At 63.2% G+C, this 23023-nt stretch carries 19 protein-coding genes; 9 read left to right on the plus strand and 10 right to left on the minus strand.

Going from position 1 to position 23023, the window contains the following annotated elements; all coding sequences use genetic code 11:
* Positions 1-22: 22 nt before the first annotated feature.
* On the minus strand, positions 23-2503 hold the full coding sequence (gene ligD, locus ASE71_RS11460; protein WP_060518151.1) for a DNA ligase D: 2481 nt from the start codon (positions 2501-2503) through the stop codon (positions 23-25).
* A 133-nt stretch (positions 2504-2636) separates the two neighbouring features.
* On the opposite strand from ligD, the gene ASE71_RS11465 reads away from it, so the two are divergent.
* From ASE71_RS11465 to ASE71_RS11475, 3 genes are all read left to right on the plus strand, one after another.
* Positions 2637-3284: a TetR/AcrR family transcriptional regulator gene (locus tag ASE71_RS11465; RefSeq protein ID WP_060518153.1), complete on the plus strand. Its 648-nt coding sequence runs from the start codon at positions 2637-2639 to the stop codon at positions 3282-3284.
* 164 nt (positions 3285-3448) lie between these two features.
* Positions 3449-5728: a methyl-accepting chemotaxis protein gene (locus ASE71_RS11470; protein ID WP_060518155.1), complete on the plus strand. Its 2280-nt coding sequence runs from the start codon at positions 3449-3451 to the stop codon at positions 5726-5728.
* A gap of 127 nt (positions 5729-5855) precedes the next feature.
* Entirely contained in the window at positions 5856-6665 is an 810-nt protein-coding gene (locus tag ASE71_RS11475) for a phosphate/phosphite/phosphonate ABC transporter substrate-binding protein (protein ID WP_060518324.1), read from the plus strand.
* Between the two features lie 25 nt (positions 6666-6690).
* Here ASE71_RS11475 and ASE71_RS11480 read toward each other — a convergent pair whose 3' ends face one another.
* Entirely contained in the window at positions 6691-7434 is a 744-nt protein-coding gene (locus ASE71_RS11480) for an SDR family oxidoreductase (RefSeq protein WP_060518157.1), read from the minus strand.
* 97 nt (positions 7435-7531) lie between these two features.
* Between ASE71_RS11480 and ASE71_RS11485 the strand changes: the two genes are divergently transcribed.
* Together ASE71_RS11485 and ASE71_RS11490 are read left to right on the plus strand one after the other, a co-directional pair.
* Complete coding sequence (locus tag ASE71_RS11485; protein WP_060518159.1) at positions 7532-8437, plus strand: AraC family transcriptional regulator; 906 nt, start codon at positions 7532-7534, stop codon at positions 8435-8437.
* Positions 8438-8566: 129 nt separating this feature from the next.
* Positions 8567-9154, plus strand: coding sequence for a YqaA family protein (locus ASE71_RS11490; protein ID WP_060518161.1), 588 nt, complete (start codon positions 8567-8569; stop codon positions 9152-9154).
* A gap of 16 nt (positions 9155-9170) precedes the next feature.
* Here ASE71_RS11490 and ASE71_RS11495 read toward each other — a convergent pair whose 3' ends face one another.
* From ASE71_RS11495 to ASE71_RS11510, 4 genes are all read right to left on the minus strand, one after another.
* A complete protein-coding gene (locus ASE71_RS11495; protein WP_060518163.1) occupies positions 9171-10610 on the minus strand; it encodes an amidohydrolase family protein in 1440 nt (479 codons plus the stop codon).
* Positions 10603-11709, minus strand: coding sequence for an amino acid ABC transporter permease (locus ASE71_RS11500; protein WP_082566304.1), 1107 nt, complete (start codon positions 11707-11709; stop codon positions 10603-10605). The genes ASE71_RS11495 and ASE71_RS11500 overlap by 8 nt, the downstream gene beginning before the upstream one ends.
* A 3-nt stretch (positions 11710-11712) precedes the next feature.
* Complete coding sequence (locus ASE71_RS11505; protein WP_060518165.1) at positions 11713-12861, minus strand: amino acid ABC transporter permease; 1149 nt, start codon at positions 12859-12861, stop codon at positions 11713-11715.
* A gap of 171 nt (positions 12862-13032) precedes the next feature.
* Positions 13033-14064, minus strand: coding sequence for an amino acid ABC transporter substrate-binding protein (locus ASE71_RS11510; protein ID WP_051659497.1), 1032 nt, complete (start codon positions 14062-14064; stop codon positions 13033-13035).
* 239 nt (positions 14065-14303) lie between these two features.
* On the opposite strand from ASE71_RS11510, the gene ASE71_RS11515 reads away from it, so the two are divergent.
* Together ASE71_RS11515 and ASE71_RS11520 are read left to right on the plus strand one after the other, a co-directional pair.
* Complete coding sequence (locus ASE71_RS11515; RefSeq protein ID WP_034799636.1) at positions 14304-14990, plus strand: GntR family transcriptional regulator; 687 nt, start codon at positions 14304-14306, stop codon at positions 14988-14990.
* Positions 14991-15144: 154 nt separating this feature from the next.
* Positions 15145-16734 carry an ABC transporter substrate-binding protein gene (locus tag ASE71_RS11520; RefSeq protein WP_060518168.1) on the plus strand — a complete coding sequence of 530 codons (1590 nt, stop codon included), beginning with the start codon at positions 15145-15147 and terminating at the stop codon, positions 16732-16734.
* 59 nt (positions 16735-16793) lie between these two features.
* Here the strand turns inward: ASE71_RS11520 and ASE71_RS11525 are convergent, their stop codons facing one another.
* From ASE71_RS11525 to ASE71_RS11540, 4 genes are all read right to left on the minus strand, one after another.
* The gene (locus tag ASE71_RS11525) at positions 16794-17468 is read right to left on the minus strand and encodes an HAD family hydrolase (RefSeq protein ID WP_034799634.1); all 675 of its coding nucleotides are present in this window, start codon (positions 17466-17468) and stop codon (positions 16794-16796) included.
* 113 nt (positions 17469-17581) lie between these two features.
* Positions 17582-18253: a metallophosphoesterase family protein gene (locus tag ASE71_RS11530; RefSeq protein WP_034799633.1), complete on the minus strand. Its 672-nt coding sequence runs from the start codon at positions 18251-18253 to the stop codon at positions 17582-17584.
* Between the two features lie 214 nt (positions 18254-18467).
* Positions 18468-18839, minus strand: coding sequence for a hypothetical protein (locus tag ASE71_RS11535; protein ID WP_060518170.1), 372 nt, complete (start codon positions 18837-18839; stop codon positions 18468-18470).
* 142 nt (positions 18840-18981) lie between these two features.
* A complete protein-coding gene (locus tag ASE71_RS11540) occupies positions 18982-20694 on the minus strand; it encodes a phosphoethanolamine transferase (RefSeq protein WP_060518171.1) in 1713 nt (570 codons plus the stop codon).
* Positions 20695-20964: 270 nt separating this feature from the next.
* On the opposite strand from ASE71_RS11540, the gene ASE71_RS11545 reads away from it, so the two are divergent.
* Positions 20965-21639, plus strand: a complete 675-nt coding sequence (locus ASE71_RS11545; protein WP_034799630.1) for a response regulator transcription factor — start codon at positions 20965-20967, stop codon at positions 21637-21639.
* Positions 21636-22994 (plus strand): sensor histidine kinase, encoded by a 1359-nt coding sequence (locus tag ASE71_RS11550; protein ID WP_060518173.1) that lies wholly within the window; start codon positions 21636-21638, stop codon positions 22992-22994. The genes ASE71_RS11545 and ASE71_RS11550 overlap by 4 nt, the downstream gene beginning before the upstream one ends.
* The last annotated feature ends 29 nt before the right edge of the window (positions 22995-23023 follow it).

Consider the following 23023-nt stretch of genomic DNA (forward strand, 5'->3'; position numbering starts at 1 on the left):
GTCTCCTACGCGGCCAAACGCATTACGTCCTCGTTTCGGACAGAAGCGGCAGATCCTTGGCAAAGTCGTCGATATCCGCCCAGGGATCGCCGAAAGTATCCAGAAGTCCAGGCAGCGAAGAATAGTTCAAATCCTCCGGAGCGTCGATAGTCTCCAGATCCGCCCACTGAAGCGGGGCCGAAGCCGGCAGATTGGTGCGTGCCCGCAGCGAATAGGGAGCGGCCGCCGTATGGCTGCGCGCATTGCGATGGAAGTCGATGAAGATGCGCTTTTTGCGGTTTTCCTTGCCCATGGTCGTGGTAAAGGTCTGGGGTGCAGTCGCCGCCAGCCGCGTCGCTATCGCGCTCGTTGCCTGGTGTGTCTTCTTCCAGTCCAGCTTCGGTTTGACCGGCACCACGACGTGGATGCCGCTGCCGCCAGACGTCTTGACGAAAGGAACGAGGCCGATTGCTTCCAGCTCGCCGCGAATATGGACCGCTGCCTCGACCACGTCGCGCCACGAGATCCCCTCGCCGGGATCAAGATCGAAGACGACGCGATCGGGCTTCTCCAAGCGCGTGCGCCGCGAACCCCAGCTATGAAGCTCGATCACGCCGAACTGGGCGAGCGCCAGATAACCCTTCGTGCCCTCGATCGAGAGGAAGGACTTGCTCTCGCCCTCGGAATTGGTCGCGTTGAAGCTGACGATGGAGGGCGGCATGCCGGTGAAGGGATGGCGCTGGAAAAAGCAATCGGCCTGCTTCCCCGTCGGGCAGCGGAACAGCGACACCGGGCGACCGAGGATATGCGGCAGCATGAAATCGCCGACGAGCGCATAGTAGACGGCAATGTCGAGTTTGGTCGGTCCGGATCTTCCGAACACCCGGCGGTCGGCATTGGTCACCTGGATCGTCGCCAGGTCGGCGTCCGTGATCAGCCGCTTGCGCGGCGCCGTCGCCGGGGCCGAAAGCTCGACATCGCGAAGCCCCTTGAACACCGCATGCCGCAAGACATTGTCGGTCGTGCGGTTGGAGTAGTGGATGCGGGCGGATAGCACCGGCCGCACCCAGAGGATTTCCTTGGGCGCACCGTCCAGCGCGGTCTCACCCCCGCGCAAGGCTTGCAGCCGGGCGAGTAATTGCTTGGCTGTCGCCGCATCGAAGCCGGTGCCGACCTTGCCGCGGTAGTGCAGCTCGCCGCCCACCCACTCCCCGAGCGCCAGTGCCGCCAGCCCCTCGGCCGCCTCGGAGACGGTGTAGCCTGCGATCACGAAGTCTTCGCTTTTGAGCGCTTTGGTCTTGGTCCAGGTCTGGGTGCGTCCGCTGCGGTAGGGTGCGGAGGCACGCTTTGATACGATCCCTTCCAGCCCCAGCTCGGCGGCCTGATCGTAGAGCCCGCGCCCATCACCTTCCACATGGTCGCTGAACTGAATGGCGGAACGGCTCGATATCTGCCCTTCAAGCAGCTGAGCCAGCAGACCCTTGCGCTTTTCCAATGGAACTTCGGCGAGATTCCAGCCGTCGAGATGGAGGATGTCGAAGGCATAGAAGACGAGCTTGCCATCGGTCCCGGATGAAAGAGCCTCCTGCAACAGGGAGAAGCGGCTGATGCCCTTGTCGTCGAGAGCGACGATCTCGCCATCGATCATCGCTTCCCGACAAGGCAACTTGCGGAATGCGTCTGGCAGATCGCCGTAGCGTTTCGTCCAGTCGAGCCCGCTGCGCGTGATCAGCCGTACGGAACCATCCGAGAGATCCGCCATCGTGCGGTAGCCATCGAACTTGATTTCGTGCAGCCAGGTCTGTTCTCCCGGTGAGGCCCCGGGCGGTTTCGGGATAGGGCTGGCGAGCTGCGGCTCGATCCGCTGCGGCTTCGGACCTTTCACAGCGCCCGGCAGCGAACCAGGCTTGAGGACGGCCGGTTTCGCCGGTTTCGCCGCTTTAGCCGGTTTCCTTGGCTGCTCGACCAACTCTTCGATGCGCCGCCCGCTTTTCACGCTCTCCGGGCGTGCCGTCAGAATGTCGACATCAGGATCGGCGGCTGGATCATGCTCTTTGAACAGCAGCCAGTTGCGCGTATCGTCGTCTCCCGGTTTCGGCTTCAGCCGCGTCAGCATCCAGCCGCCATTGAGCTTTTCGCCGGCTAGACGGAACTTGAACGCGCCGGTTCTCAGGCTCTTTTCGATATCGTCCATCGGTGCCCAGACGCCGGTGTCCCAGACTATCATCGTCCCACCGCCATATTCGCCTTCCGGGATGACGCCCTCGAAGTCGATGTAGTCGAGCGGATGATCCTCGGTCTCGACAGCCAGCCGTTTGTCGGCGGGGTTGAGCGACGGCCCCCTGGGGACCGCCCAGCTTTTCAGCACGTCGCCGACCTGTAATCTGAGATCATAGTGATCGGCAGTGGCATGGTGCTTGTGCACGACGAAACGATTGCCCTCCGCGCCACTTCTTCCGGCAGGCTCCGGCGTCCGGGAAAAGTCCCGCTTCGCACGATAGGTCGTGAGTTTCGACGTCGCCATGCAGCAAAGCTAGAACGTGTTCGCAAAGGTCGCAATATCCGCCACGGCCAGGACATGCGGCACAGAAATTTCGGAAAACAATTGCTTTCTCAACTCGGCTCACCTAAAAACTCGATGAATTTGGAAAGCCGCCATGATCGAAAAGCAGAAGCCGCGACGCTCCCGCGGCCGTCCCCAGGTCCGACCGGACGACGAGACGCGCCGGGTGATCGTCCTCGCCGCCGAACGGCAATTCTGCGACTTCGGCTACGAGGCGGCGAACATCAACGTCATAGCTCAGAATGCCGGCGTTTCCACCAAGACGCTCTATCGGCTGTTTCCCACCAAGGCCGATCTCTTCGAGCGCGTCATCTCCCTCAGGATCGCCGAGTTCGTACTGGAAGCCGATGAAGAGAACCTGGAAGATCTGGGCGTAAGGGGTGGCCTGGTGCACCTGCTTGCCGCCTACGGACATCTCGTGCTCTCGCACGACACGATCGCGATCATCCGCCTGGTGCTCGCCGAGGCAGAACGCTTTCCGGAAGTTGCTGCCACCTTCTGGGAACAGGCGATCCAGCGGACAAGTGCCACCTTGGAGCGATGGCTGAGGATGCAGGTGGCCCACGGCCGGCTCGCGGTGGCAGACCCGCGTCTGACCGCAGGCATGCTGCGCGGCATGATGGCGATGGAGCCGCAACGCGCCGTCATGATGGGTTGCCTTGGCACCATCGACGAGGCGACGATCACGGCGCGAGCAGAAAGCTGCGCCGACATTTTCCTGACAGGCGCCTTGCCGAGATAGAGCCGTCGCTCTCCACGGCAAACTTTGGCGATGTCATCCAGCTGTCATCAAGCTGTAACGTGAGACCGTATAACTCTCCGCGCGGAAGCCCTTCCGCCGGACGCATGAGGCGTCGCGACCAGCCTTCGGCATGGCCTCCTCCCCTTGCACGTCCGGTGATTGTTATGCGTTTGTCCGCGAAGCTTCCTCTCGCTGCGGCGGCTCTGGCCGCTTTTTCCATTGCTGCCACCAGTCTTGCCAGCCTGACCGTCAGCGGCAATCTCTCGTCACGCGCGGCAATCGAAAAGCTGGAGGCGCTCGCCGATGCCCGCCGCAACGAGCTACGCCATTACCTCACCACCGTGGAAAACGACCTGCGCAATCTGCAAGCACAGAAGTCCGTCGCCAAGGCGCTAACCGACCTCAATGGCGCAGCCGCCAAGTTCGGGGAAAAGACCGCAAGCGAATTGCAGCGCCGCTACCTGGCGGAAAACCCCAACGCCGAAGACAAGCGCGCCCTCTACAGCTCCGCCGGCATCGACGACTACGACGTGCTGCATGCGCGCTATCACCCGTTTTTCCGGCGTTTCGCCGAAGCCCACGGCTATCGCGACGTGCTGCTCGCCAATCTCAGCGGCGATGTCGTTTACGCCCTCAACAAGAAAGGGGATTTTGGCGTCAACCTCAAGGACGCGGCCTGGAAGGACACCGGGCTTGGCCGTGTCTTCCGGGAAACGGCCGAGGGAACGGACAAGAGCAAGCTCGCCTTTGCGTCCTACGAAGCCTATGCCCCGCTTGGCGGCGGCCCCGCTGCGTTCGTCGCCATCCCCCTGGAATCGATTGACGGCAAGATCGGCACGCTGATCCTTGAAATGCCGGATGGGCGCATCGGCGAAATCGTCGGCAACCGCACGGGCCTTGGCGAAACCGGCGAAACGATTTTGCTCGACGGTAACGGGTTCTTCCTCGCCGACAGCGCCGCCACACCCGGCAACGATATGCTGAAGGCCCGGATCGTGGTTGAGCAGCCGGCGGAAGACGGCATCGTCAGCAGCAGGCTTGCGGATTTCCGCGGCGAGGAAGCCCAGATGGCGGCCACCAACCTTGATGCTTTCGGCACGCGCTGGACCATTGTTGCGGTCATGACCTCGCGGGAGGCCTTTTCCGCGGTTACCGCCTTGCGCAACTGGACGCTCGCGACCGCGCTTGCCGTCCTCGCGGCTGCGCTGGCGATCTCCATCTGGTACTCGCGCCGACTGACGCACCCGATTACCGGTCTCGTCCGCGACATGAGCCGGCTCGCCGATGGCGACACGACGATCAGCGGTGTTGGCGGTACCCGCAAGGACGAGATCGGTGACATGGCCCGCTCCGTCCTTGTTTTCCGCGACGCTCTTCGCGACCGTGCCCGCCTCGAAACCGAGGCAGCGGAGACGCGAACCATGATCGAGGAGGAACGGCACGGCCGCGAGACGACCCAGGCCGAGGTATCGCGCCAGATCAACGAGGCCGTCGAAATGCTGGCCTCGGGGCTCGAACGCTTGTCCCACGGCGATCTGACGGCCCGCATCGACCGCCCCTTCGGCGCCGGCTTCGATCGCCTACGCTCGGACTTCAACCTGTCGCTGGAGAGCCTGGCGGTCACGCTCGGTGACGTAAAGGCGAGAAGCGCCGAGATCGACGGCGAAACCGGCGAGATGCGCGACGCCATCGGCCAACTCGCCAAGCGCACCGAACATCAGGCAGCGACGCTGGAGGAAGCGACCGCGGCGCTCGGCGCAATCACCGCCACCATCGGCCGCACCGCAGAACACGCCACATCCGCAACCACGATCGCCGCCGCTGCCAAGGCGAGTTCCGATCGTTCGGGTCAGGTGGTGATGAACGCCGTCTGCGCCATGGCCCAGACCGAGAAGGGATCGGTCGCCATCTCTCAGATCATCGGCACGATCAACGATATCGCCTTCCAGACCAACCTCCTGGCGCTGAACGCAGGGATCGAGGCGGCGCGTGCCGGCGAAGCGGGTAAGGGCTTTGCGGTCGTTGCCCATGAGGTGCGGGAACTCGCGCAGAAGTCGGCGCAGGCCGCCCGGGAGATCAAGGCGATCATCACCGCGTCGGCCGAGGAAGTGGCGAAGGGCGTTTCTCTCGTCAGGGCCGCTGGCGACGCGCTCGACGAAATCTCCGGTCAGATCCACGCGATCAACGAGCAGACGCTGCAGATCGCGGGCGACGCGCGCAACCAGGCAACCGACCTGCAGCACATCAACCAGACCATGCTGTCGCTGGACGCCGTGACCCAGCAGAACAATGCGATGGTCGAGGACAGCACCGCCATGACCCACAGGCTCTCAGGCCAGGCATCCGGCCTGTTCGATCTGGTCGAGCGCTTCCGCACGACATCCAGCGGACGTCGATCTGAAACGGCCGCGGTGGAGCGGGCTGGCCTTCGCCGCACGGCCTAGCACCGCACATCGGCGCCGCCATCCAGACGCATGGCTGCCACCGCTTTGGCGCCGCGACCACGGCCTTGACGCTTCGCCGAACGCATTTTACGCCATGGCGGGAGTGCTCATGGAGCGCGGGGAAACCATGCGGATAGCCAGCCTTGCGATGTATGTCAGCCCTCAGCCGCTCGCGGCCGCAACGGCAACGCTCTGGGCGTTCCTGCGCGACGACCTGCGGCGCGAGGGCCTGACGGATGTGCCCGACCGATTGGACGCCGTCCTCCATCATGCCGATGCCTGGCTTCATCCGGCGCTGCTGCTCGCGCAAACCTGCGGCTATCCCTACGTGCGGCATTTGCGCGGCAAGGTTCGCCTTGTCGCTACGCCGGTCTACGGGCACCCGGGCTGCGACGGGCCCGACATGTGCAGCTTCGTCATCGTGCGAGCAAACGCACCGGTCCGTTCCCTCGAAGATCTCCGGGGGACACGGGCTGCCATCAACGATCCGATCAGCAATTCCGGAACCAACCTGTTGCGCGCCGCGATCGCGCCCCGCAGCCGCAATGGCCGGTTCTTCTCCTCTGTTGCCGAAACCGGCAGCCATTTGGCAAGCATAGATGCGGTTGCATCGGGCACTGCCGACGTGGCCGCCATCGACTGCGTGACCTATGGCAACACGCAACGTTTTGATCCGGAACGCGTGGCCGGTCTGCGGGTCTTGACCGCCACCGCCAGCACGCCGGGCCTGCCTCTCGTCACCCGCGGCGACGCCTCGGACGACGAGCTTTTGCTGCTGCGCAGTTCACTCGGACGGGCGATCACGGAGCCCCATTTGGCTGAGGCCCGCGCTGTGCTTTCCCTAAAAGACTTCGCGGTTCTGTCGGATGCCGATTACGAGCCTGTGGCGGAACTGGCGCGGTTCGCGCATCGTCTCGGCTACCCCGAGATCGCCTGAAGACGCGCAGTTGAGTTCAGGTACGTCAGCCTGCCTGTGCCAGCGCCACCGCATCGTCGCCGGCCGGGAAATGGAGCTGGCCGGACAAATCGTTCGCCGCTTGCCAGACGGCCTCCGCGACGTCGGCCTCGGTCGTCACCAGAGACGGTGCTGCAAATTGGGCGAAGATCGGCGCTGCGAATTCGGCATAGGCCTCGGGGATCAGGTCCTCGACCCGCATCGTCGTGTTGTGAGCAAAGCGCGTGGTTGGCGCGTAACCTGGCTCGACCAGCGTGACACGGATATCGAAGGCGGCAAGCTCGTGGGCAAGCGAACCGGTGAAGCCAGTGATCGCCGTCTTGCTGGCGGTATAGGCGGCAGCCAGCGGCATGGAAGCAAGCGTCACGCTGGAGGTGACGTTGACGACGACGCCGGACCGGCGAGCACGGAACTGCGGGATCACCGCCTGGGTCATCGCCATCACGCCGAAGGTATTGGTGTCGAAGACCTTGCGGATATGGGACATCGGCGTTGCCTCGAAGGCACCCACCACGCCGATGCCCGCATTGTTGACGAGCGCATCGATCGGACCGCTTTCCGCGATGGCGGCTGAGACGCTGTCGGGATCGGTGACATCGAGTGCCAGCAAACGAAGCCGCTTCGAATTCGGCAGAATATCGTGTCGGGGCGAGCGCATCGTGGCAATCACGCTCCAGCCTTCGGCATGAAAGCGGCGCGCAGTCTCCAGCCCGTAGCCGGAAGAGCAGCCAGTGATCAGTACGGTCTTCATAGCGGTATCCTTCGTGGTTGCGATGGAAACGGAGTACTGCGCGGACTGCGGACGTTCTACGGCTTGAAGTCCTGATTTTATTTGCTAGCATCCTGAAATGACCGATCCCCTCTCGCAGCTTATTCAGCTTCTCCGCCCACGCACAGTGTTCACCAAAGGCATCAGCGGTGCCGGCCGCTGGGCGGTTCGCTACTCCGAATTCGGTCATCCGAGCTTTTGTACCGCCATCGAGGGATCGTGCCGGCTGGCAGTCGATGGCGAGGCGCCGGTGACGCTGCAGGCGGGCGACTTCGTGTTGTTGCCTCGCACGCCCGGCTTCACCATCTCGGGCTTCGATCCGGTTCAGCCGACCTTCATCGATCCCAAGGCGGCGCCGTCACCGGTCGGCGAAGTTCGCCATGGCAGGCAGGACGGCGAACCGGACGTGCGCCTGCTCGGCGGCTATTTCGTCCTCGACTCGCCCGACGCCGGACTGCTCGTTTCGCTGCTGCCGGCATTGATGCATCTGCGCGGGATAGAACGGCTTTCGACGCTCGCCCGCATAGTGGGCGAAGAAGCACGCGACGTACGCCCGGGCCACGACCTGGTCCTCGCACGCCTTGTGGAAGTGATGCTTGTCGAGGCGCTTCGATCAATTGAAGGGGAGAGCGCGGCACCCGGCCTGTTGCGCGGGCTGGGAGATGCGCGGCTGGCGGTGGCCATTCGCCAGATCCACGCCGATCCCGCCCATCCCTGGACCGTGACGGAGCTGGCGCACGAGGCCGCACTGTCGCGCTCCGTCTTCTTCGAGCGCTTCACGCGCGCCGTCGGCGTGCCACCGATGGAGTATCTGCTCGTCTGGCGCATGGCGATCGCCAAGGACCTGCTGCGGCAACGCGAACTGGATCTTGCCGCCGTCGCCGAACATGTCGGCTACAGCTCGGCAAGCACCTTCAGCACGGCCTTCAGCCGCCATGTCGGGCAACCGCCAGGGCGCTACGCGCGCATGGCGGCTGCCCAATAATACCGGCACGGCTTCTCGTGAGAATTGTCTCAAATACAGAAGTCAGCCACATTTACACCCTGCTCTCTGGCCTATAGACGAGCCTTGGGGCCCGTAAACGGACCCCGGGCCAACAGAGAACCGCACCTCATGCTCCGACGCCTGTACGATTGGACAATGTCGCTCGCGACACGGGAAACCGCCATTGTCTGGCTTGGCATCATTGCCTTTGTCGAAAGCTCGATCTTCCCGGTTCCGGCCGATCTTCTCTTGATCCCGATGGCGCTGGCGCGCCCGGAACGGGCCTGGCGCTATGCGCTCGTGGCGACGGTCTGCTCGGTACTTGGCGGCATCGCCGGCTGGTATCTCGGCCATTATGCCTTCGACACCATCGCAAGGCCATTGCTCGAGTTCTACGGCAAGCTCGACACCTTCGAGCATCTGAAGGCCTCGGTCGACAGTGAGATGCTGGCATTGCTGCTCGTCACCTCGGGCCTGGCGCATCTGCCGCCGATCAAGGTCGTGACCATCCTTTCAGGCGCCGCCAACATCAATCTCGGCCTGTTCATCGTCTCGGCGATGATTGCCCGCGGCGCGCGATTCTTCCTGCTCGCCTGGCTGCTGCGCCGTTTCGGCGAAGAGATCCGGGATTTCCTCGAAAGGCGTCTTGGCGCGCTGGCGGGCGCGGCGGCGACAGTCCTGATCTGCCTCTTCGCCGCACACCGCTTTCTGTCCTGACGGACCGCGGCCGGAATTACCTGCGCGGCAGTGAGAGCGGCGCAAGCGTCCCCAGTGCGCGACCCTTCGTGTCGTTCTCAGCCGCCTTGCGGCAAGCGTAGTCCTGCGCTTCCTGGAGCTTTGCGAGCGCGCCGTCATAATCGATCAAGGTCGGGCGGCCATCACTGACGACGCAAGTGCCGTCCACGTGGACGCGCTCGATCGCCCGCTCGGCCGCGCAATGCAGGAGATTGCGCAAGGGGTCGTAGACCGGCTGCATGGCGTGGTGCCTGAGATCGACCACCAGGAAATCCGCCTTCGAGCCGACGGCGATCCTGCCGATGTCGTCCCGGCCAAGTGCCCGCGCGCCGGCGGTCGTCGCCGCCTCGAAGATGTCGCCGGTGGATACGTCGAAGACGGACTTGCCCGAGAGCCGCGCGCAGATCATCGCCTGGCGCATTTCTTCGAGCATGTTGAACGGATAGCTGTCGGTTCCGAGCGCGACGTTGACGCCGGCGCGGCGGTAGCGGCCGACCGATTCCAGTGCCATGCCGCTGCGCGAGAAGGTGACCGGGCAATGGGCGACGGTCGTCTGGCGATCGGCGAGCAGACGCAAGTCGATCTCCGTGCGCTGTCGCGTCCAGGAATGGCTGTCGACGAAGATGCAATGACCAAGGATCAGGTCCTTGCCGAGCAGACCCAGCTTTTCGAGATATTGTACGGCCGTCAGCCCGTGCCGGCGCAAGAGTTCTTCGTGCTCGGTCATGGTCTGGGCAGCATGAATGGTAATCGGCATGCCGCGCTGACGCGCTGCCGCCACCGCATCCTGCAGCAGTTCCGGCGAGCAGGTCTCGATCTGCGACGGTGCGACGACGCCGCCAAGGCGGCCCGATGGGTGTGCATTCGCAGTATCGACGACCTCAAGCGCTCGCGCAAAGGCATCGCGCCCCCGCGCCCTGTCCCAACGGAAGTCAAGACGATGGCTGTCTTCGACATGCCATTGCGCTTCGCGGAAACCCGGCGCGACGAAGGCGCGTGCACCACTCTTGGCAAGCGTCGGCAGCCAGCTCGCATGCGGGCCGGCAATATCGAGCAGCGTGGTGACGCCACTACGCATCAGGTCGCCGACCATGACCGTCAGCGACGCCTCGATCGCATCGTCATCGATTTCCAGAAGGTTGGAGTATTCGTAGAGCGCATTGCCCCAGAGCGCTGCCGTCCCCATGTCCTCGAAGATGCCCTTGGAGATCGGCTCCTCGCCGGAATGGCAATGCACGTTGACGAAGCCCGGCAGGATCATCCGGTCGCGGCCGGAGCTTTCGCTGACGAACGGACCGTCATAGTGGCCGCCGACATGCACGAAGCCCTTCTCGTCATAGGCGACGTCGGCGTCGTTGAGATAGACATGGCCATTAAGCTTGCGGTCGAAGGCGACGAGCGTATGCGCTTTGCGGATGACGTGGATCTCTTTAGTCATGCGTGGTCCTGAAATATTGCTCGAGGAAACGGCTGTAAGCCCCCATGAGAGCGCTGAAAACGAAGTATACAACAGCTGCGAAGACATAGCCCTCCAGCACCGCGATGCCCTGCCATTGCGGGTCGCGCATGGCGGTGCGGACGGTGTCGAGGAAGTCGAGCAGACCGACGATCGTCACCAGCGTTGTATCCTGGAAGAAGCCGATGAACAGGCTGACCAAGGGCGGAATGACCTTCTTCAGCGCCTGCGGCAGCACGATTTTACGCATGATCTGCCAGTAATGCAGACCCAGCGAATGGCCGGCCTCGACCTGCCCGTTGGGAACCGCCTGCAGGCCGCCGCGCACGATCTCGGCAATATAGGCGGCGGCAAAGAGGATGATCGCCACCTGCGCCCGGACGAGCTTGTCGATGGTGATGCCATTGGGCATGAACAGGGGCAGCATGACCGTCGCCATGAACAGGATGCTGATCAGCGGCACCCCGCGCACGATCTCGATGAAGCCGACGCCGAGGACGCGGATTGCCGGAAGGCTCGATGCGCGGGCGAGCGCCAGCGCAATGCCAAGCGGGAGCGCGCAGGCAAGCCCGATGAAGGAGAGCATGAAGGAAAGCGGCAGCCCGCCCCATTGCGTCGTGGGCACGACCGTGAGCCCGAAATAGCCGCCCGCCATCAGCACATAGAGCACCGGCAGGACGACGGCGACCCAGGCGATCAGCAGTCCCCGCCCCCAGACCTTCGGCATCATCGAGACGAGGCAGGCGCCGAGAAACAGAAGCATCGCCGTCAGCGGGCGCCATTGCTCTTCAAAGGGATAAAAGCCGAAAAAGATGTAGCGCATCTTCGCCGACAGGAACGGCCAGCAGGCGCCGCTCGTCGCCTTGCATTCCGCCGGCGTGCCGACAAAGGTGGCGTCGACGAAGAGCCAGCCGATTGCGAGCTTGGCGAGCGCAAAGACCGTGCCGAGGCAAAGGATGGTGATCAGCGCATTGCCGGGCGTGCCGAAATAGGCGCTGAACCAGCGGCTGCGCGATGCCGGTGGCGCTTCGCGGCTCGGCGCAAGCGTCGCATTGCTCACGAGGGTGTCGACCTGTGTCATGGCTCAACGCTCCCTCAGCGCGACCCGCGCATTGTACCAGTTCATCACCAGCGAGATCAGGATCGACAGGCCGAGATAGACGCACATGAAAATGGCAATGGCTTCAATCGCCTGGCCCGTCTGGTTCATAATCGTGTTTGAGACCATCACCAGATCCGGATAGCCGATGGCGATCGCGAGCGAGCTGTTCTTGAACACGGTCAGATAGGTGTTGGTGAGCGGCGGAATGATGATGCGCAGCGCCTGCGGCAGGATCACGAGCTTCAGCGTGCGTGCCCGCGACAGGCCAAGAGCCGTCGCCGCTTCCCACTGCCCCTTGCTGACTGCCTGGATGCCGGCGCGAACGATTTCCGCGACATTGGCCGACACGCTGAGCGTCAGCCCGAGCAGAAGCGCCACGAATTCGGGGCGCAAATGATAGCCGCCGCTCAGGCGGAAGCGGCCGAGTTCCGGCACATCCCAGGTGACCGAGATGTTTGCGAAGAGGATGGTTGCGGCAAGCGGCAGCAGAAACGCGATCGTCGCGAACAGGGCAATCGGCCGCTCCTTCCCGGTTGCGATGCGGCGGCGGCCGAGAATGCGCGCGGTAACGACGGCGGCAGCGACGCCGGCAACAAAGGCCGTGACCAGCGCAGCGAAACCGCTCTGCCAGTGCAGCGCCGGCGTGACCAGGCCGCTGTTCGAGAGAAAGACGCCGGGAAGCATCTCGATCGCCTGCTTGACTGGCGGAAACACGGAGATGATCAGCGAATACCAGAGCAGAAGATAAAGCAGCAGCGGCACGTTGCGCAGCGCTTCCACATAGGCAAGCATCAGCCGCGACAACACCGGATTGTGCGACAGCCGCCCGATGCCGACCAACAGCCCGAGAACAGTGCCGAACAGGGCAGCGAGCAGCGAAACCTTGACCGTGTTGGTGATGCCGACGAGGATCGCGCGGCCGATCGTATCCGTCGGCTCATAGGTGATGGCAGATTCGGTAATGACAAATCCGGCCTGGCGCGCCAGGAAGCCGAAACCGGTCGCAATATCCTGCTTGGCAAGATTGGCGCTTGCGGTGCTGAACATCACCCAGGCGATGAGCAGCACGACGCCGACGGCGATCACTTGATAGAGATAGGCGCGAATGCGCGCGTCATAAAACAGGGGCATCGGCACCCGTCCCTTGGAGCACAATGATCTCGGGCCGGCGCGACCCAAGATCATAACTTGATCGATTTCTATCGTTTATAGTACGGCGGCATACCGCGCGCACTCTCCACGGGCCGATTAGGCACAATGTGGAGACGTGGACCCGAGCGAAACGCGCGGGCCGGTCGATTCTCAACGGAACGGCGGTGCGTAGAGTAGGCCACCTTCGCTCCAGCGCGTGTTCGGGCCACGCGTCAGGCCAAGCGCGGTCTTGGTGCCGAGGTTGCGCTCGAACACTTCGCCGTAGTTCCCGACGCCCTTGATGATGTTGTAGCCCCACTTGTTGTCGAGGTTCAGCATCTTGCCGAGTTCTTCGCTGACGCCGAGCATGCGCTGGATCTCCGGATCCTCGCTCTTGGTCATCTCGTCGACATTGGCCTGGGTGATCCCACGCTCTTCGGCAGCCATCAGCATCCAGGCAGACCAGGAGACGATGTCACGCCAGTTGGAATCGTTCTGGCGAACGGCTGGCGCCAGCGGCTCCTTGGAGATCGTTTCCGGCAGCACGACGTAATCGTCCGGGTTGTTGGCAACGGCGCGGATCGAGGCAAGGTCCGAACGGTCGGACGAGATCGCCTCGCAGCGGCCGGAGAAGAAGGCGTTGCGGTTTTCGTCCGGGCTTTCGAAGACGACCAGCTCGAACTTGCCGCCGATCGTACGGAAGAAGTCGCTGAGGTTCTGGGCGGTCGTGGTGCCCGGCAGCGTGCAGATCGCTGCGTCGGTCAGTTCCTTGGCGCTGCTGACGCCGAGCGACTTCGGCACCATCAGACCCTGGCCGTCGTAGAACACAGTCGGGCCGAAATCGAGCCCGAGTGAGGTTTCGCGCGAAAAGGTCATGGTCGTCTGGCGCGACAGCATGTCGATCTCGCCGGACTGAAGCGCCTGGAAGCGCGTATTGATGTTGGTCAGGACGAAGTCGACCTTTTCCGGATCGCCGAATACGGCAGCCGCCACGGCGCGGCAGACATCGACATCGAAGCCTTCCATGTGACCCTTGGCATCGGCCGTCGCAAAGCCCGGCGTGCTCATCGAGACGCCGCAGATCAGCTTGCCGCGGGCCTTGACGGTTTCGAGCGTCGTCGCGGCGTTGGCAGCGGTCGCGGCCACCAGGCCGACGGCGATGCCGGCAACTGTCGCACAGAGCTGCAGAATCCTGCTGTTCATGAATTCCCTCCCATTGGCTGTTCCCTTTCAGGCCTTCTCAGGTCGCGCGGTCCTCTCCGCACGCCTCCTCCCGAACCGGCCGGCACCGGTCTTGTTTGTCGGCGCCTGCAATTGCATACGACAAGAGAATACAAACATCAACATTATTGTATACAATATTGACGACCATTTGGACGGGCGCTATCGAAGACAAGGGGCATGTTCGGCCGGTCCCCCATCGGCCCGTTGGGGAGGCAACCTTGTCTGAGAAATCTAGCCGCAGCGAAGTGGTCTACAAGCTTTTGCGCCAGGCGATCCTGGAACAGGCCCTGAGGCCCGGAACGAAACTTTCCGAAGACACGATCGCCGACCATTTCAAGGTCAGCCGTACCAGCGTTCGGGCGGCCCTGGTCCGGCTCAACGCAGAAGGCATTGTCGATTTACGCGCCAATAAGGGCGCCTGCGTGGCCGAGCCGACATTGGAGGAAGCCCGCGACATCTTCGCACTGAGACGCATGCTCGAAGCCGAGGTGATCCGACGGCTCGTCGCCGATCTCGACGCCGCCGGCGTCAAGCGGCTGCAGCAGCATGTCCGGCAGGAGGAGACGGCGCTTACAGATCACGGCCCGCTTTCGATCCGGCTCGCTGGCGAGTTTCACATCCTGCTTGCCGAGCTTACGGGCTCACAGGCGCTGACGCGGTTCGTCCGCGAGATCGTCTCACGCTGTTCGCTGATCCTCGCTCGCTTCGCGCGGCTGCATTCGCCGGAATGTGCCGTCGACGAGCATGTCCAGATCATCCGCGCCCTGCAATCGCGCGACACCGCCACGGCGGAACGGATCATGCTCGAACACCTCGACGCGGTCGAGCTTCGCGCCGAACTCGACACCGACAAGACCGAGCCGGATATCTCCGCGATCCTGCAACGCTACGCCCGCAAGGGGTGACGGCGCCTCAACTATTCGGTCGAGAATACGACTTTCTTTCGCCGATCTGCGCCACCATCTGTCGCGCGGCAACACACCAGGCGCGGCATCTGCCTCCAATATCTGCAACGATACCGGTTACACCGGGTGGGTCTTGCAAGAGAGGGAGTAAGACATGCCAATTGAACTGGAATTCATGAGCAAGCAGGTTGCCGCGGGCCGGCTGTCGCGACGGGAGTTTCTCGGACGGGCCGCGGCACTCGGGATAACCGCCGCCTCGGCGAACCTGCTGCTTGGCCAAGCGGCCCGCGCTGCAGGGCCGGTCAAGGGCGGAACACTCAAGGCGGGCCTCGTCGGCGGGGAATCGACGAACAGCCTGGACCCGGCAACCTGGGCAAGTCAGGTCCCCTACACGCTCGGGCGCTGCTGGGGCGAACAGCTCGTCGAAGTCTCGCCGACGGGCGAGATCGAGTACCGGCTTGCGGAAGCCTACGAGGCGACGCCGGACGCCAAGACCTGGCGCTTCAAGATCCGCAAGGACGTGACCTTCCACAACGGCAAGGAGCTGACCCCGGCCGACGTGGTGGCGACGTTCGAGCGTCATGGCGACGCGGACTCCAAGTCTGCGGCCCTGCCCTTCGTTCAGGACTTCGAGACGATCAAAGTCGATGGCGACAGCGTGGTCATCACGCTGCGCGCGCCCAATGCCGACCTGCCCTATATCGTCAGCGATTACCACCTGATGATCCAGCCGAACGGCGGCAAGGACGACCCGACGGCGGGCATCGGCACCGGCCCCTACAAGGTCGTGTCCAACGAGCCGGGCGTCAAACATATCGCAGAGCGGCACGAAGGTTATTGGGGCTCGGCCGAGCGCGGCCATGCCGATCAGATCGAAATCGCTGTCATCAATGACTCGACCGCTCGAACCGCGGCCCTCCAGAGCGGCCAGATCCACATGATCAACCGCATCGAGCCCAAGGTGGTCGCCCTGATCAGTCGCCTTCCCGGCGTCGTCATACGGAATGTGCCGGGCAAGGGTCACTATGTCTTCATCGCCCATTGCAACACGGCGCCCTTCGACAACAACGACCTGCGCCTGGCGCTGAAATATGCCGTCGACCGCGAGGAGATGGTGGCAAAGGTGCTCGCCGGCTATGGCACCGTCGGCAACGACACGCCGATGATCAAGGGCTATCCGCTGTTCGACAACGATATCGAGCAGCGCGTCTTCGATCCGGACAAGGCGAAGTTCCACTACAAGAAATCCGGGCACAGCGGCTCGGTTCTGCTTCGGACCTCCGATGTCGCCTTTCCCGGCGCTGTCGATGCGGCACAACTCTTCCAGATGAGCGCCGCCAAATGCGGGATCACCATCGACCTGAAGCGCGAACCGGGCGACGGCTACTGGTCGGACGTCTGGAACAAGCAGCCCTTCAGCATGTCCTATTGGACCGGCCGGCCGACGCAGGACCAGGTCTATTCGATCGCCTATCTCTCCAAGGCCGAGTGGAACGATACCCGCTTCCTCCGGGAGGACTTCGACAAGCTGATCTTTGCGGCGCGTGGTGAACTCGACAACGCCAAGCGCAAGGCACTCTATCATCAGGCGGCGATGATGCTGCGCGACGAAGGCGGCGTCATCGTACCGATGTTCAACAACTATATCGACGCGACCAACGACAAGGTCGGCGGTTGGATCGACGATCCGAACGGCGAACTGATGGGCGGGCACGCGCTGACGAAATGCTGGCTCAACGCCTAAACCAGCGACGCGAATGACGGGAGGTCCCCACGCGGCCTCCCGTTCTCATCGACGGGTTTTCAAGCGGTACGGCGCAGTGATACCGTGCCGTCTGTTGCGCGCTCCACCGCGATGTCGTGGTAGCGGGCAAGCGTCATGTGCGGCGTTCCCTCGGCGGCCGCATGCGCACCGGTGACGACGACGACATCGGCCCCGGCTGCGAGCCCGGCCAGAATTCCGGCCGGCGCGTCCTCGAACACCAGGCAATCCTCCGCACGCACGCCCAGCCGCTCGGCCGCCATCCGGTAGCCCTGTGGATCGGGCTTGCCGATGGAAACATCCTCACCGGTGATCATCAGTTGGGGCATCGGAATGCCGGCGGCCGCGAGACGGCGCACGGCGAGATCCAGCGGCGCGGACGTCACGATCGCCCACCTTTCCGGCGGCAGAGAATTCAGGAAATCAACCGCACCGGGGATCTCGACAATACCTTCAACGTCGGCGATCTCGGCCAGCGCCAGGTCGTAGGCTTCCTTCTCCGGATCGATGTCCGGCAGCTCGAGATTGCGGATCGTATCGACGGCGCGCACGCCATGTACGGTTTTGGTAAACTCGACTGGGTCGAGACCATTGCGCTCCGCCCATGCGCCCCAGACACGCTCGACCACGGCCATGGAGTTCAGCAACGTGCCATCCATATCGAACAGGAGGGCAGCAAAATTCTTCGTGAAAACGGATGAAGGCGCGGCGTCCAAGGCAATCCCCTGAGATGATGAGACGGGCGGCAAAGGCTTCGCCCAGCGGAGAAGCCACACCTACTACCGGAGAGCCGCCCGCACAATGCCATTTACGCCACCGATGCCAACGCTCACTCGACGCGCCAGGCAGCCTTGCTCGCCGTCAGGAAGTCGATCGGCCCGCCCGCCTGATCGTCGTCGAAGATGGCGCAGGAGAGGATGCCGCTGAACACCGCGCCGGAATCGACATTGGTGCGGTTTCCGACCGTGCGCGGATTGGCCGTGCTCGGCGTGTGGCCATGACAAAGGTGCCGGCCCCAGTACTCGCCGGAATAGTCGTCGGGCGGCCGGATCCAGAGGAAAACCCCGTCGTCCTGCTGTTCCAGCGGCCGCGTGTCGTCGACGCCCGCATGAACGAAAATGCGAAAGCGCTCGACCAGGATCGTCGGCAGCTCCTTGATCCATTTCAGGTGCCGCCCGGGAACCGTGCCGTCATAGGAGATCAGCGTCTCGCGGCCACCGTTGACCAGCCACCAGTCGACATCGCTTTCACCACTGCTGGCACCCCAAAGCATTTCCTCGTGGTTGCCCTTGAGGGTCAGCCAGGTCCAGCCGGGCTTCGTCGGACCAGCCATGATCAGTTCAATGACGGCGCGGCTGTCCGGCCCCCGGTCGATCAGGTCGCCGAGAAAGATCACCCGCCCCGTTGGCGCATAGTCTTCGATTTCATCCAGCAGCGCGCGCAGCTGGTCGAGGCAGCCGTGAATATCGCCGACGGCGAACGTCAGATGCCGGACGGCCATGCATTCACTCTCCAAATTCCGATAGCGGGCGCCGGCCGGTTCGAGGCCGAAAATATCGCCAGATCAAGGCGCTATAACATGCCTTTTGCGGAAAGGATGCAAGATGCGGCGGCCGCGACGCGGACCCGTGCGACAATTAAGAATGAGGGCCGCCGTGTAAGGAGCCACGGGCGAGATGCCCGCACTTGGGAGCCACTATTGTGCCGTCCTGATGTCAGCGTCGGGAATGACCCTTGGCGATGGTCGAGCTGGCGATCGACACCGGGTCGCTTGCCGGAAAAGTATCCTCGAGTCCTTCGTCGAGTTGCTCTTCCATCGCATCGCGATCATGCGCCCGGCGCGCGTTCGGCAGGGTGCCGCGACGCACCCCTGCCTGGTCGCCGGCGGCCGCGACCGTTTCGTCGGCCGCAATGGCCGCATGCAGAATTTCCTTTGCCTTCGCGATCGCGTTCAGCCGGTTAAGGGATCCGGCCTTGTCCTGGGGACACATCACTGTCATCACCTCATCGCCGTCGCCTATGAATTCGACGGTGAACCCTGAGCGACCGGCTCTTTCGGCAGTGACCTGCAGGCCGACGATGCGCATCGGACCTCTCCTTCCTTGGGCTGTCCCGAAGGGCCGAGGCCGCGTTGGCCGCCTCGGCCGTGGCGGGAACGAAATCGGGGTGTGTTTTCAAGGAAGCGTCGAGGCCGGGTTTTGTTCCGACCGTGGGCAAATTTACGGGCCGTTAAAGGGCGCCTGGAAACCCTGAGGAACGCACGGGGCTTGCCGGCAAGTCGTTGGTCGTATCCGCGGCCTGGAACGCCGCCCCGCCGCCCGGCTTCTTCGTGCAGCTCGCAAAGGCATCAAGGCCCGGCTTGTAGACCTTGGTCTCGACATTCATCATGCCGAGCACGGTATGAAACAGGTTGTCGTGGGATTTCGGCTGCGCCGTATCCTTGGCGAGGCACGCCGTATCGACACCCATTGCCGCCTGGTAGGGCTTCGAGAACCACGCGATAAACGGCACCTGCGTCTGTTCGCGCGGGGCGATGGCATAGGGCGCGCCGTGCAGATAGATGCCGTTCTCGCCGAGCGACTCGCCGTGATCGGACATATAGATCATCGCGCCCGCGATCTGGTCCTGATGCTTTTCCAGCAACCGGGCGACACTCGCCACCACGTAGTCGGTGTAGAGGATCGTGTTGTCATAGGCGTTCGTGATTTCTTCAACCGAACACTTCATCAGTTCGGGCGTGCGGCAATCGGGCGTGAAACGCCGGAACTTCTCGGGATAGCGCAGGTAATAGGACGGTCCGTGGCTGCCGAGTTGGTGGAGTACGATCACGCTGTTCTTCTTGGTCGCCGAGAGCTTCTTGTCGAGCTCGCCGAGGAAGATCTCGTCCAGGCATTCCCCGTTCTTGCAGAGCGGGCTGTTCTTCTGGTCGGTCATGCTGGCGAAGTTGATGAGGTCGGCAATGCCCTTGCTGCCGGTGTTGTTGTCCCACCAGGTGGTCGAAACGCCGGCGCGCGTCAGCACGTTCATGAGGTTTTCCGTCGAGCGAGCCTTCCAGTCGCTGTACTCATCACGCGGGTAGACGGAGAACATGCAGGGGAGCGACGTTGCCGTCGCCGTGCCGCAGCTCGTGGTGTCGGTGTAGTTGACGACGCCCAGAGCCTTGAGTTCCGGATTGGTCTCGCGCCCATAGCCGTTCAGCGAGAAGTTCATCGCGCGCGCGGTTTCGCCGGCAACGACGACGACAACCACGGGCTTGCCGGCAGCGGCAATCCGCGCACCCTGTCGGGCGTCGGTTGCGAGTGGCTGCACGACGATGTTGCGCTGCTTATAGGTCGAGGACGCATATCGCACGGCAGCCGAAACCGGCCCCGTCGGGTTGAACCGCTTCATCAGGTCCTTGTGTTCGCGGATCACGTAGGCGACGTTTGCAAAGTTCGCGTAGACCAGCCCCCCGCTGACGAGGAGGCAGGGAATGATCACCGCCAGGTTGACCGCAGCATTCGACAGGAAGGGCCGGTAGCGGAGCTTGAACCAGATCACCAGCAGCGACGGAAGTACCCCGTAAAGCAGCAGATGCGTCGCCAGACTGCCGGTCAGGAGGTGGCTGGCTTCGGCCTGCGTCGTCACCGCCGCGTTGCCGATCATGTCCTTGTCGATGATGACGCCGAAAGTATCGATGAAGTAGGAGGCGGCGGCCGATACCATGATCAGGAAGATCATCACCGGCTTCATCACATATTTGACGGAGGCCAGCGTCAGGCCTGCGAAGGTCAGCAGACACAGAGCCGCACTGAAAGACAGACGCGCCGAGAGGGAATCGTCGAAATAGGCGACCGTGTGTGTCCAGAAGGATTTGTTGGTGGCAAGGAGCAGATAGGCACTGACAAGAGCGCTGAGCGCAATACTGCCGATTTCGGGGCGGCGAATACCTGAAAATCTCAAAACTGTAGTCTCCTGCGGTGACTGCAAGAGCGCCTGGGAGGGGCGTTGCAGGCACGGGCATTCAATCGAGATGGAGGCCGCGTGGCGGCCACCTGCTAGGTTGCAGCCTCCCCCTCAGCCGTTGAGATACGACGGACAAGCTGTCCAAACCCCGTCAAGATTGCTCATTGTTGCGCCGATACGCGCGCTGGTAGGTGTCGCGCAGGCAGTTGGCAGTCCCGGCGAAAGCCCATATGGTCGGCGGTGGCCCTGTAATATCGAGACGAATCAATGCGCCTGCTCCTGGTCGAAGACAGTCCGCGACTGGTTGAACTGGTCGGTGAAACCATGCGGGATGCGGGCTGGCGCCTCGATGCGGTTTCAAGCGTGGCCGATGCCGAAACGGCGATCGCGGCGCGCGAGCATGACCTGGTGCTGCTTGACCTCGGGCTGCCCGATGGCGACGGCCTGTCGCTGCTTCGCCGCGTCCGCCTGGAGTATCCCGGGCTGCCGGTGCTGATCATCACGGCCAAGGGCTCTGTCGACGAGCGCATCGCCGGGCTCGACGCCGGGGCCGACGACTATCTCGTAAAACCGTTCCACCATCGCGAGCTGCTGTCGCGCTGTCGCGCGATGCTGCGGCGCAATCCCCAGGCCGTACAGCCGGTACTGGAAGCTGGGACATTGCGCTACGACCCGGCAACCGCCGACCTCACCTGCGACGGCACGGTGGTGCCTTTGCCGCCGCGCGAGCGGTCGTTGATCGAGATCCTGATGCGCGAGGTCGGTCGCGTCGTGCCGAAGCGGAAGCTCGAAACGGCCCTTTCGGAATATGGCCAGGAAGTCACGCCCAATGCCCTGGAACTGGCTGTTTCAAGGGTGCGCAAACGCCTGCAGCCGCTCGATAGCGGCGTTCAGATCGAGACGGTGCGCGGCATCGGCTACCTCCTCAGGCAAGCTCCATGAGGAGCCGAAACCCTTCCCTGATCGGTATCGTAGCCCGCCGCATCATCGCCTTCTCGCTGTTGGCCATGGCGATCCAGATCGGCGTCGTCTTCGCCGACTACTGGTTCGACGACGACAAGCTGAGCGTGCTCATGCTGCAGCAGGAAACCGAAAACCTGATCGAGTATGTCCAGGTGCGCGACGGCGTGGCGCGTTACGAGCCCAATCGCGACGTGCGCGAACGCTATCTCGACCGGTCCGACGACAACGGCGCGATTTTCCTGCGTATCCGCACTGCGTCCGGTGAGATGATCCATTCGAACTGCACGGCCGAATGTGCCCAACACTTCCTGCCGCTCAACGTCGACGCGCCGCAATTCTGGAAACGCCTGATCGCGCCGGGCAAACCTTTCAGCGTTGCCGGCGGCCAGACTTTCGATCGGGGCGGCCTGGTCGTCCTGGTCGAACTCGCGATCCTCAACGATCCGAACGGCTTCATGTACGGCGCCTTGCTGCACGAGATGTTCGATTCGATGATCGTGCCGATGACCCTAATGTTCTGTCTCGTGATCGGCGCGACGATCTGGTCGGTGCGCAGCGCCTTGCGGCCGGTCGCCATGGCCGCGCAGGCCGCCGACGCCCTCGACCCGCGCGACAGCAATGCGCGCCTGCCGTTGACGCGGATGCCGCAGGAAATCGCCCGTCTCGTCACCGCAGTCAATCGGATGCTGACCCGGGTTGCCGATCTCATCCAGTCGCAAAAGCTGTTCTCGTCGTCGATCGCCCATGAAATCCGCACGCCGGTGTCGATCGCCAAGATGGAACTCAGCCGCATCGACGACCCGCGGGCGCGCAATGCGGAGCGCGACCTGGACGCACTCACCCATATTCTGGAGCAGTTGACCTCGCTCGCGCGCGCCGATGCCGTCGATCCCTCCGCCTACCAGCGCACCAGCCTGTCTCAGATCGGCGCCGCCGTTGCGGAGGCGATTGCACCTTTCGTCTTCGACCACGACAAGTCCCTCGAATTCGTAGACGAAGGCACGCCACAGATAACCGCCATTCCGGCGCTCGTCGAAAACATGCTGCGCAACCTCATCGAGAACGCCGTCAAGCACAACCCGCCGGGAACCCGGATCGTCCTGACCTGTGGCCCCGGCCCGGTCGTCTCTGTCGAGGATGACGGCAAGGGGCTGATAGACCTTCCGGAGCACAACGAAGACCTCGGCTATGTAAAAAGCTCCGGGCAGCTCGGCCTCGGCCTGAAGATCGTGCGGCGTATCAGCGAATTGCACCAGGCAACCGTCGCGGTCGATACGACGCCTGGCCGTGGCACCCGGTTCTCGATCGATTTTTCCGCCGCCCTGTCGGGCTGACGAGCCCGACTATAGGGACAGCACGCGCC

The organism is Ensifer sp. Root954 (genome assembly GCF_001429005.1).
GTDB lineage: Bacteria > Pseudomonadota > Alphaproteobacteria > Rhizobiales > Rhizobiaceae > Ensifer > Ensifer adhaerens.

Excerpts from the sequence above, each read along its gene's own strand:
- ligD (WP_060518151.1), bottom strand. The coding sequence starts at position 2,503 with ATGGCGACGTCGAAACTCACGACCTATCGTGCGAAGCGGGACTTTTCC.
- ASE71_RS11545 (WP_034799630.1), top strand. The coding sequence starts at position 20,965 with ATGCGCCTGCTCCTGGTCGAAGACAGTCCGCGACTGGTTGAACTGGTC.
- ASE71_RS11530 (WP_034799633.1), bottom strand. The coding sequence starts at position 18,253 with ATGGCCGTCCGGCATCTGACGTTCGCCGTCGGCGATATTCACGGCTGC.
- ASE71_RS11505 (WP_060518165.1), bottom strand. The coding sequence starts at position 12,861 with ATGCCCCTGTTTTATGACGCGCGCATTCGCGCCTATCTCTATCAAGTG.
- ASE71_RS11495 (WP_060518163.1), bottom strand. The coding sequence starts at position 10,610 with ATGACTAAAGAGATCCACGTCATCCGCAAAGCGCATACGCTCGTCGCC.
- ASE71_RS11470 (WP_060518155.1), top strand. The coding sequence starts at position 3,449 with ATGCGTTTGTCCGCGAAGCTTCCTCTCGCTGCGGCGGCTCTGGCCGCT.
- ASE71_RS11490 (WP_060518161.1), top strand. The coding sequence starts at position 8,567 with ATGCTCCGACGCCTGTACGATTGGACAATGTCGCTCGCGACACGGGAA.
- ASE71_RS11510 (WP_051659497.1), bottom strand. The coding sequence starts at position 14,064 with ATGAACAGCAGGATTCTGCAGCTCTGTGCGACAGTTGCCGGCATCGCC.
- ASE71_RS11550 (WP_060518173.1), top strand. The coding sequence starts at position 21,636 with ATGAGGAGCCGAAACCCTTCCCTGATCGGTATCGTAGCCCGCCGCATC.
- ASE71_RS11485 (WP_060518159.1), top strand. The coding sequence starts at position 7,532 with ATGACCGATCCCCTCTCGCAGCTTATTCAGCTTCTCCGCCCACGCACA.
- ASE71_RS11480 (WP_060518157.1), bottom strand. The coding sequence starts at position 7,434 with ATGAAGACCGTACTGATCACTGGCTGCTCTTCCGGCTACGGGCTGGAG.
- ASE71_RS11475 (WP_060518324.1), top strand. The coding sequence starts at position 5,856 with ATGCGGATAGCCAGCCTTGCGATGTATGTCAGCCCTCAGCCGCTCGCG.
- ASE71_RS11465 (WP_060518153.1), top strand. The coding sequence starts at position 2,637 with ATGATCGAAAAGCAGAAGCCGCGACGCTCCCGCGGCCGTCCCCAGGTC.
- ASE71_RS11535 (WP_060518170.1), bottom strand. The coding sequence starts at position 18,839 with ATGCGCATCGTCGGCCTGCAGGTCACTGCCGAAAGAGCCGGTCGCTCA.
- ASE71_RS11520 (WP_060518168.1), top strand. The coding sequence starts at position 15,145 with ATGCCAATTGAACTGGAATTCATGAGCAAGCAGGTTGCCGCGGGCCGG.
- ASE71_RS11500 (WP_082566304.1), bottom strand. The coding sequence starts at position 11,709 with ATGACACAGGTCGACACCCTCGTGAGCAATGCGACGCTTGCGCCGAGC.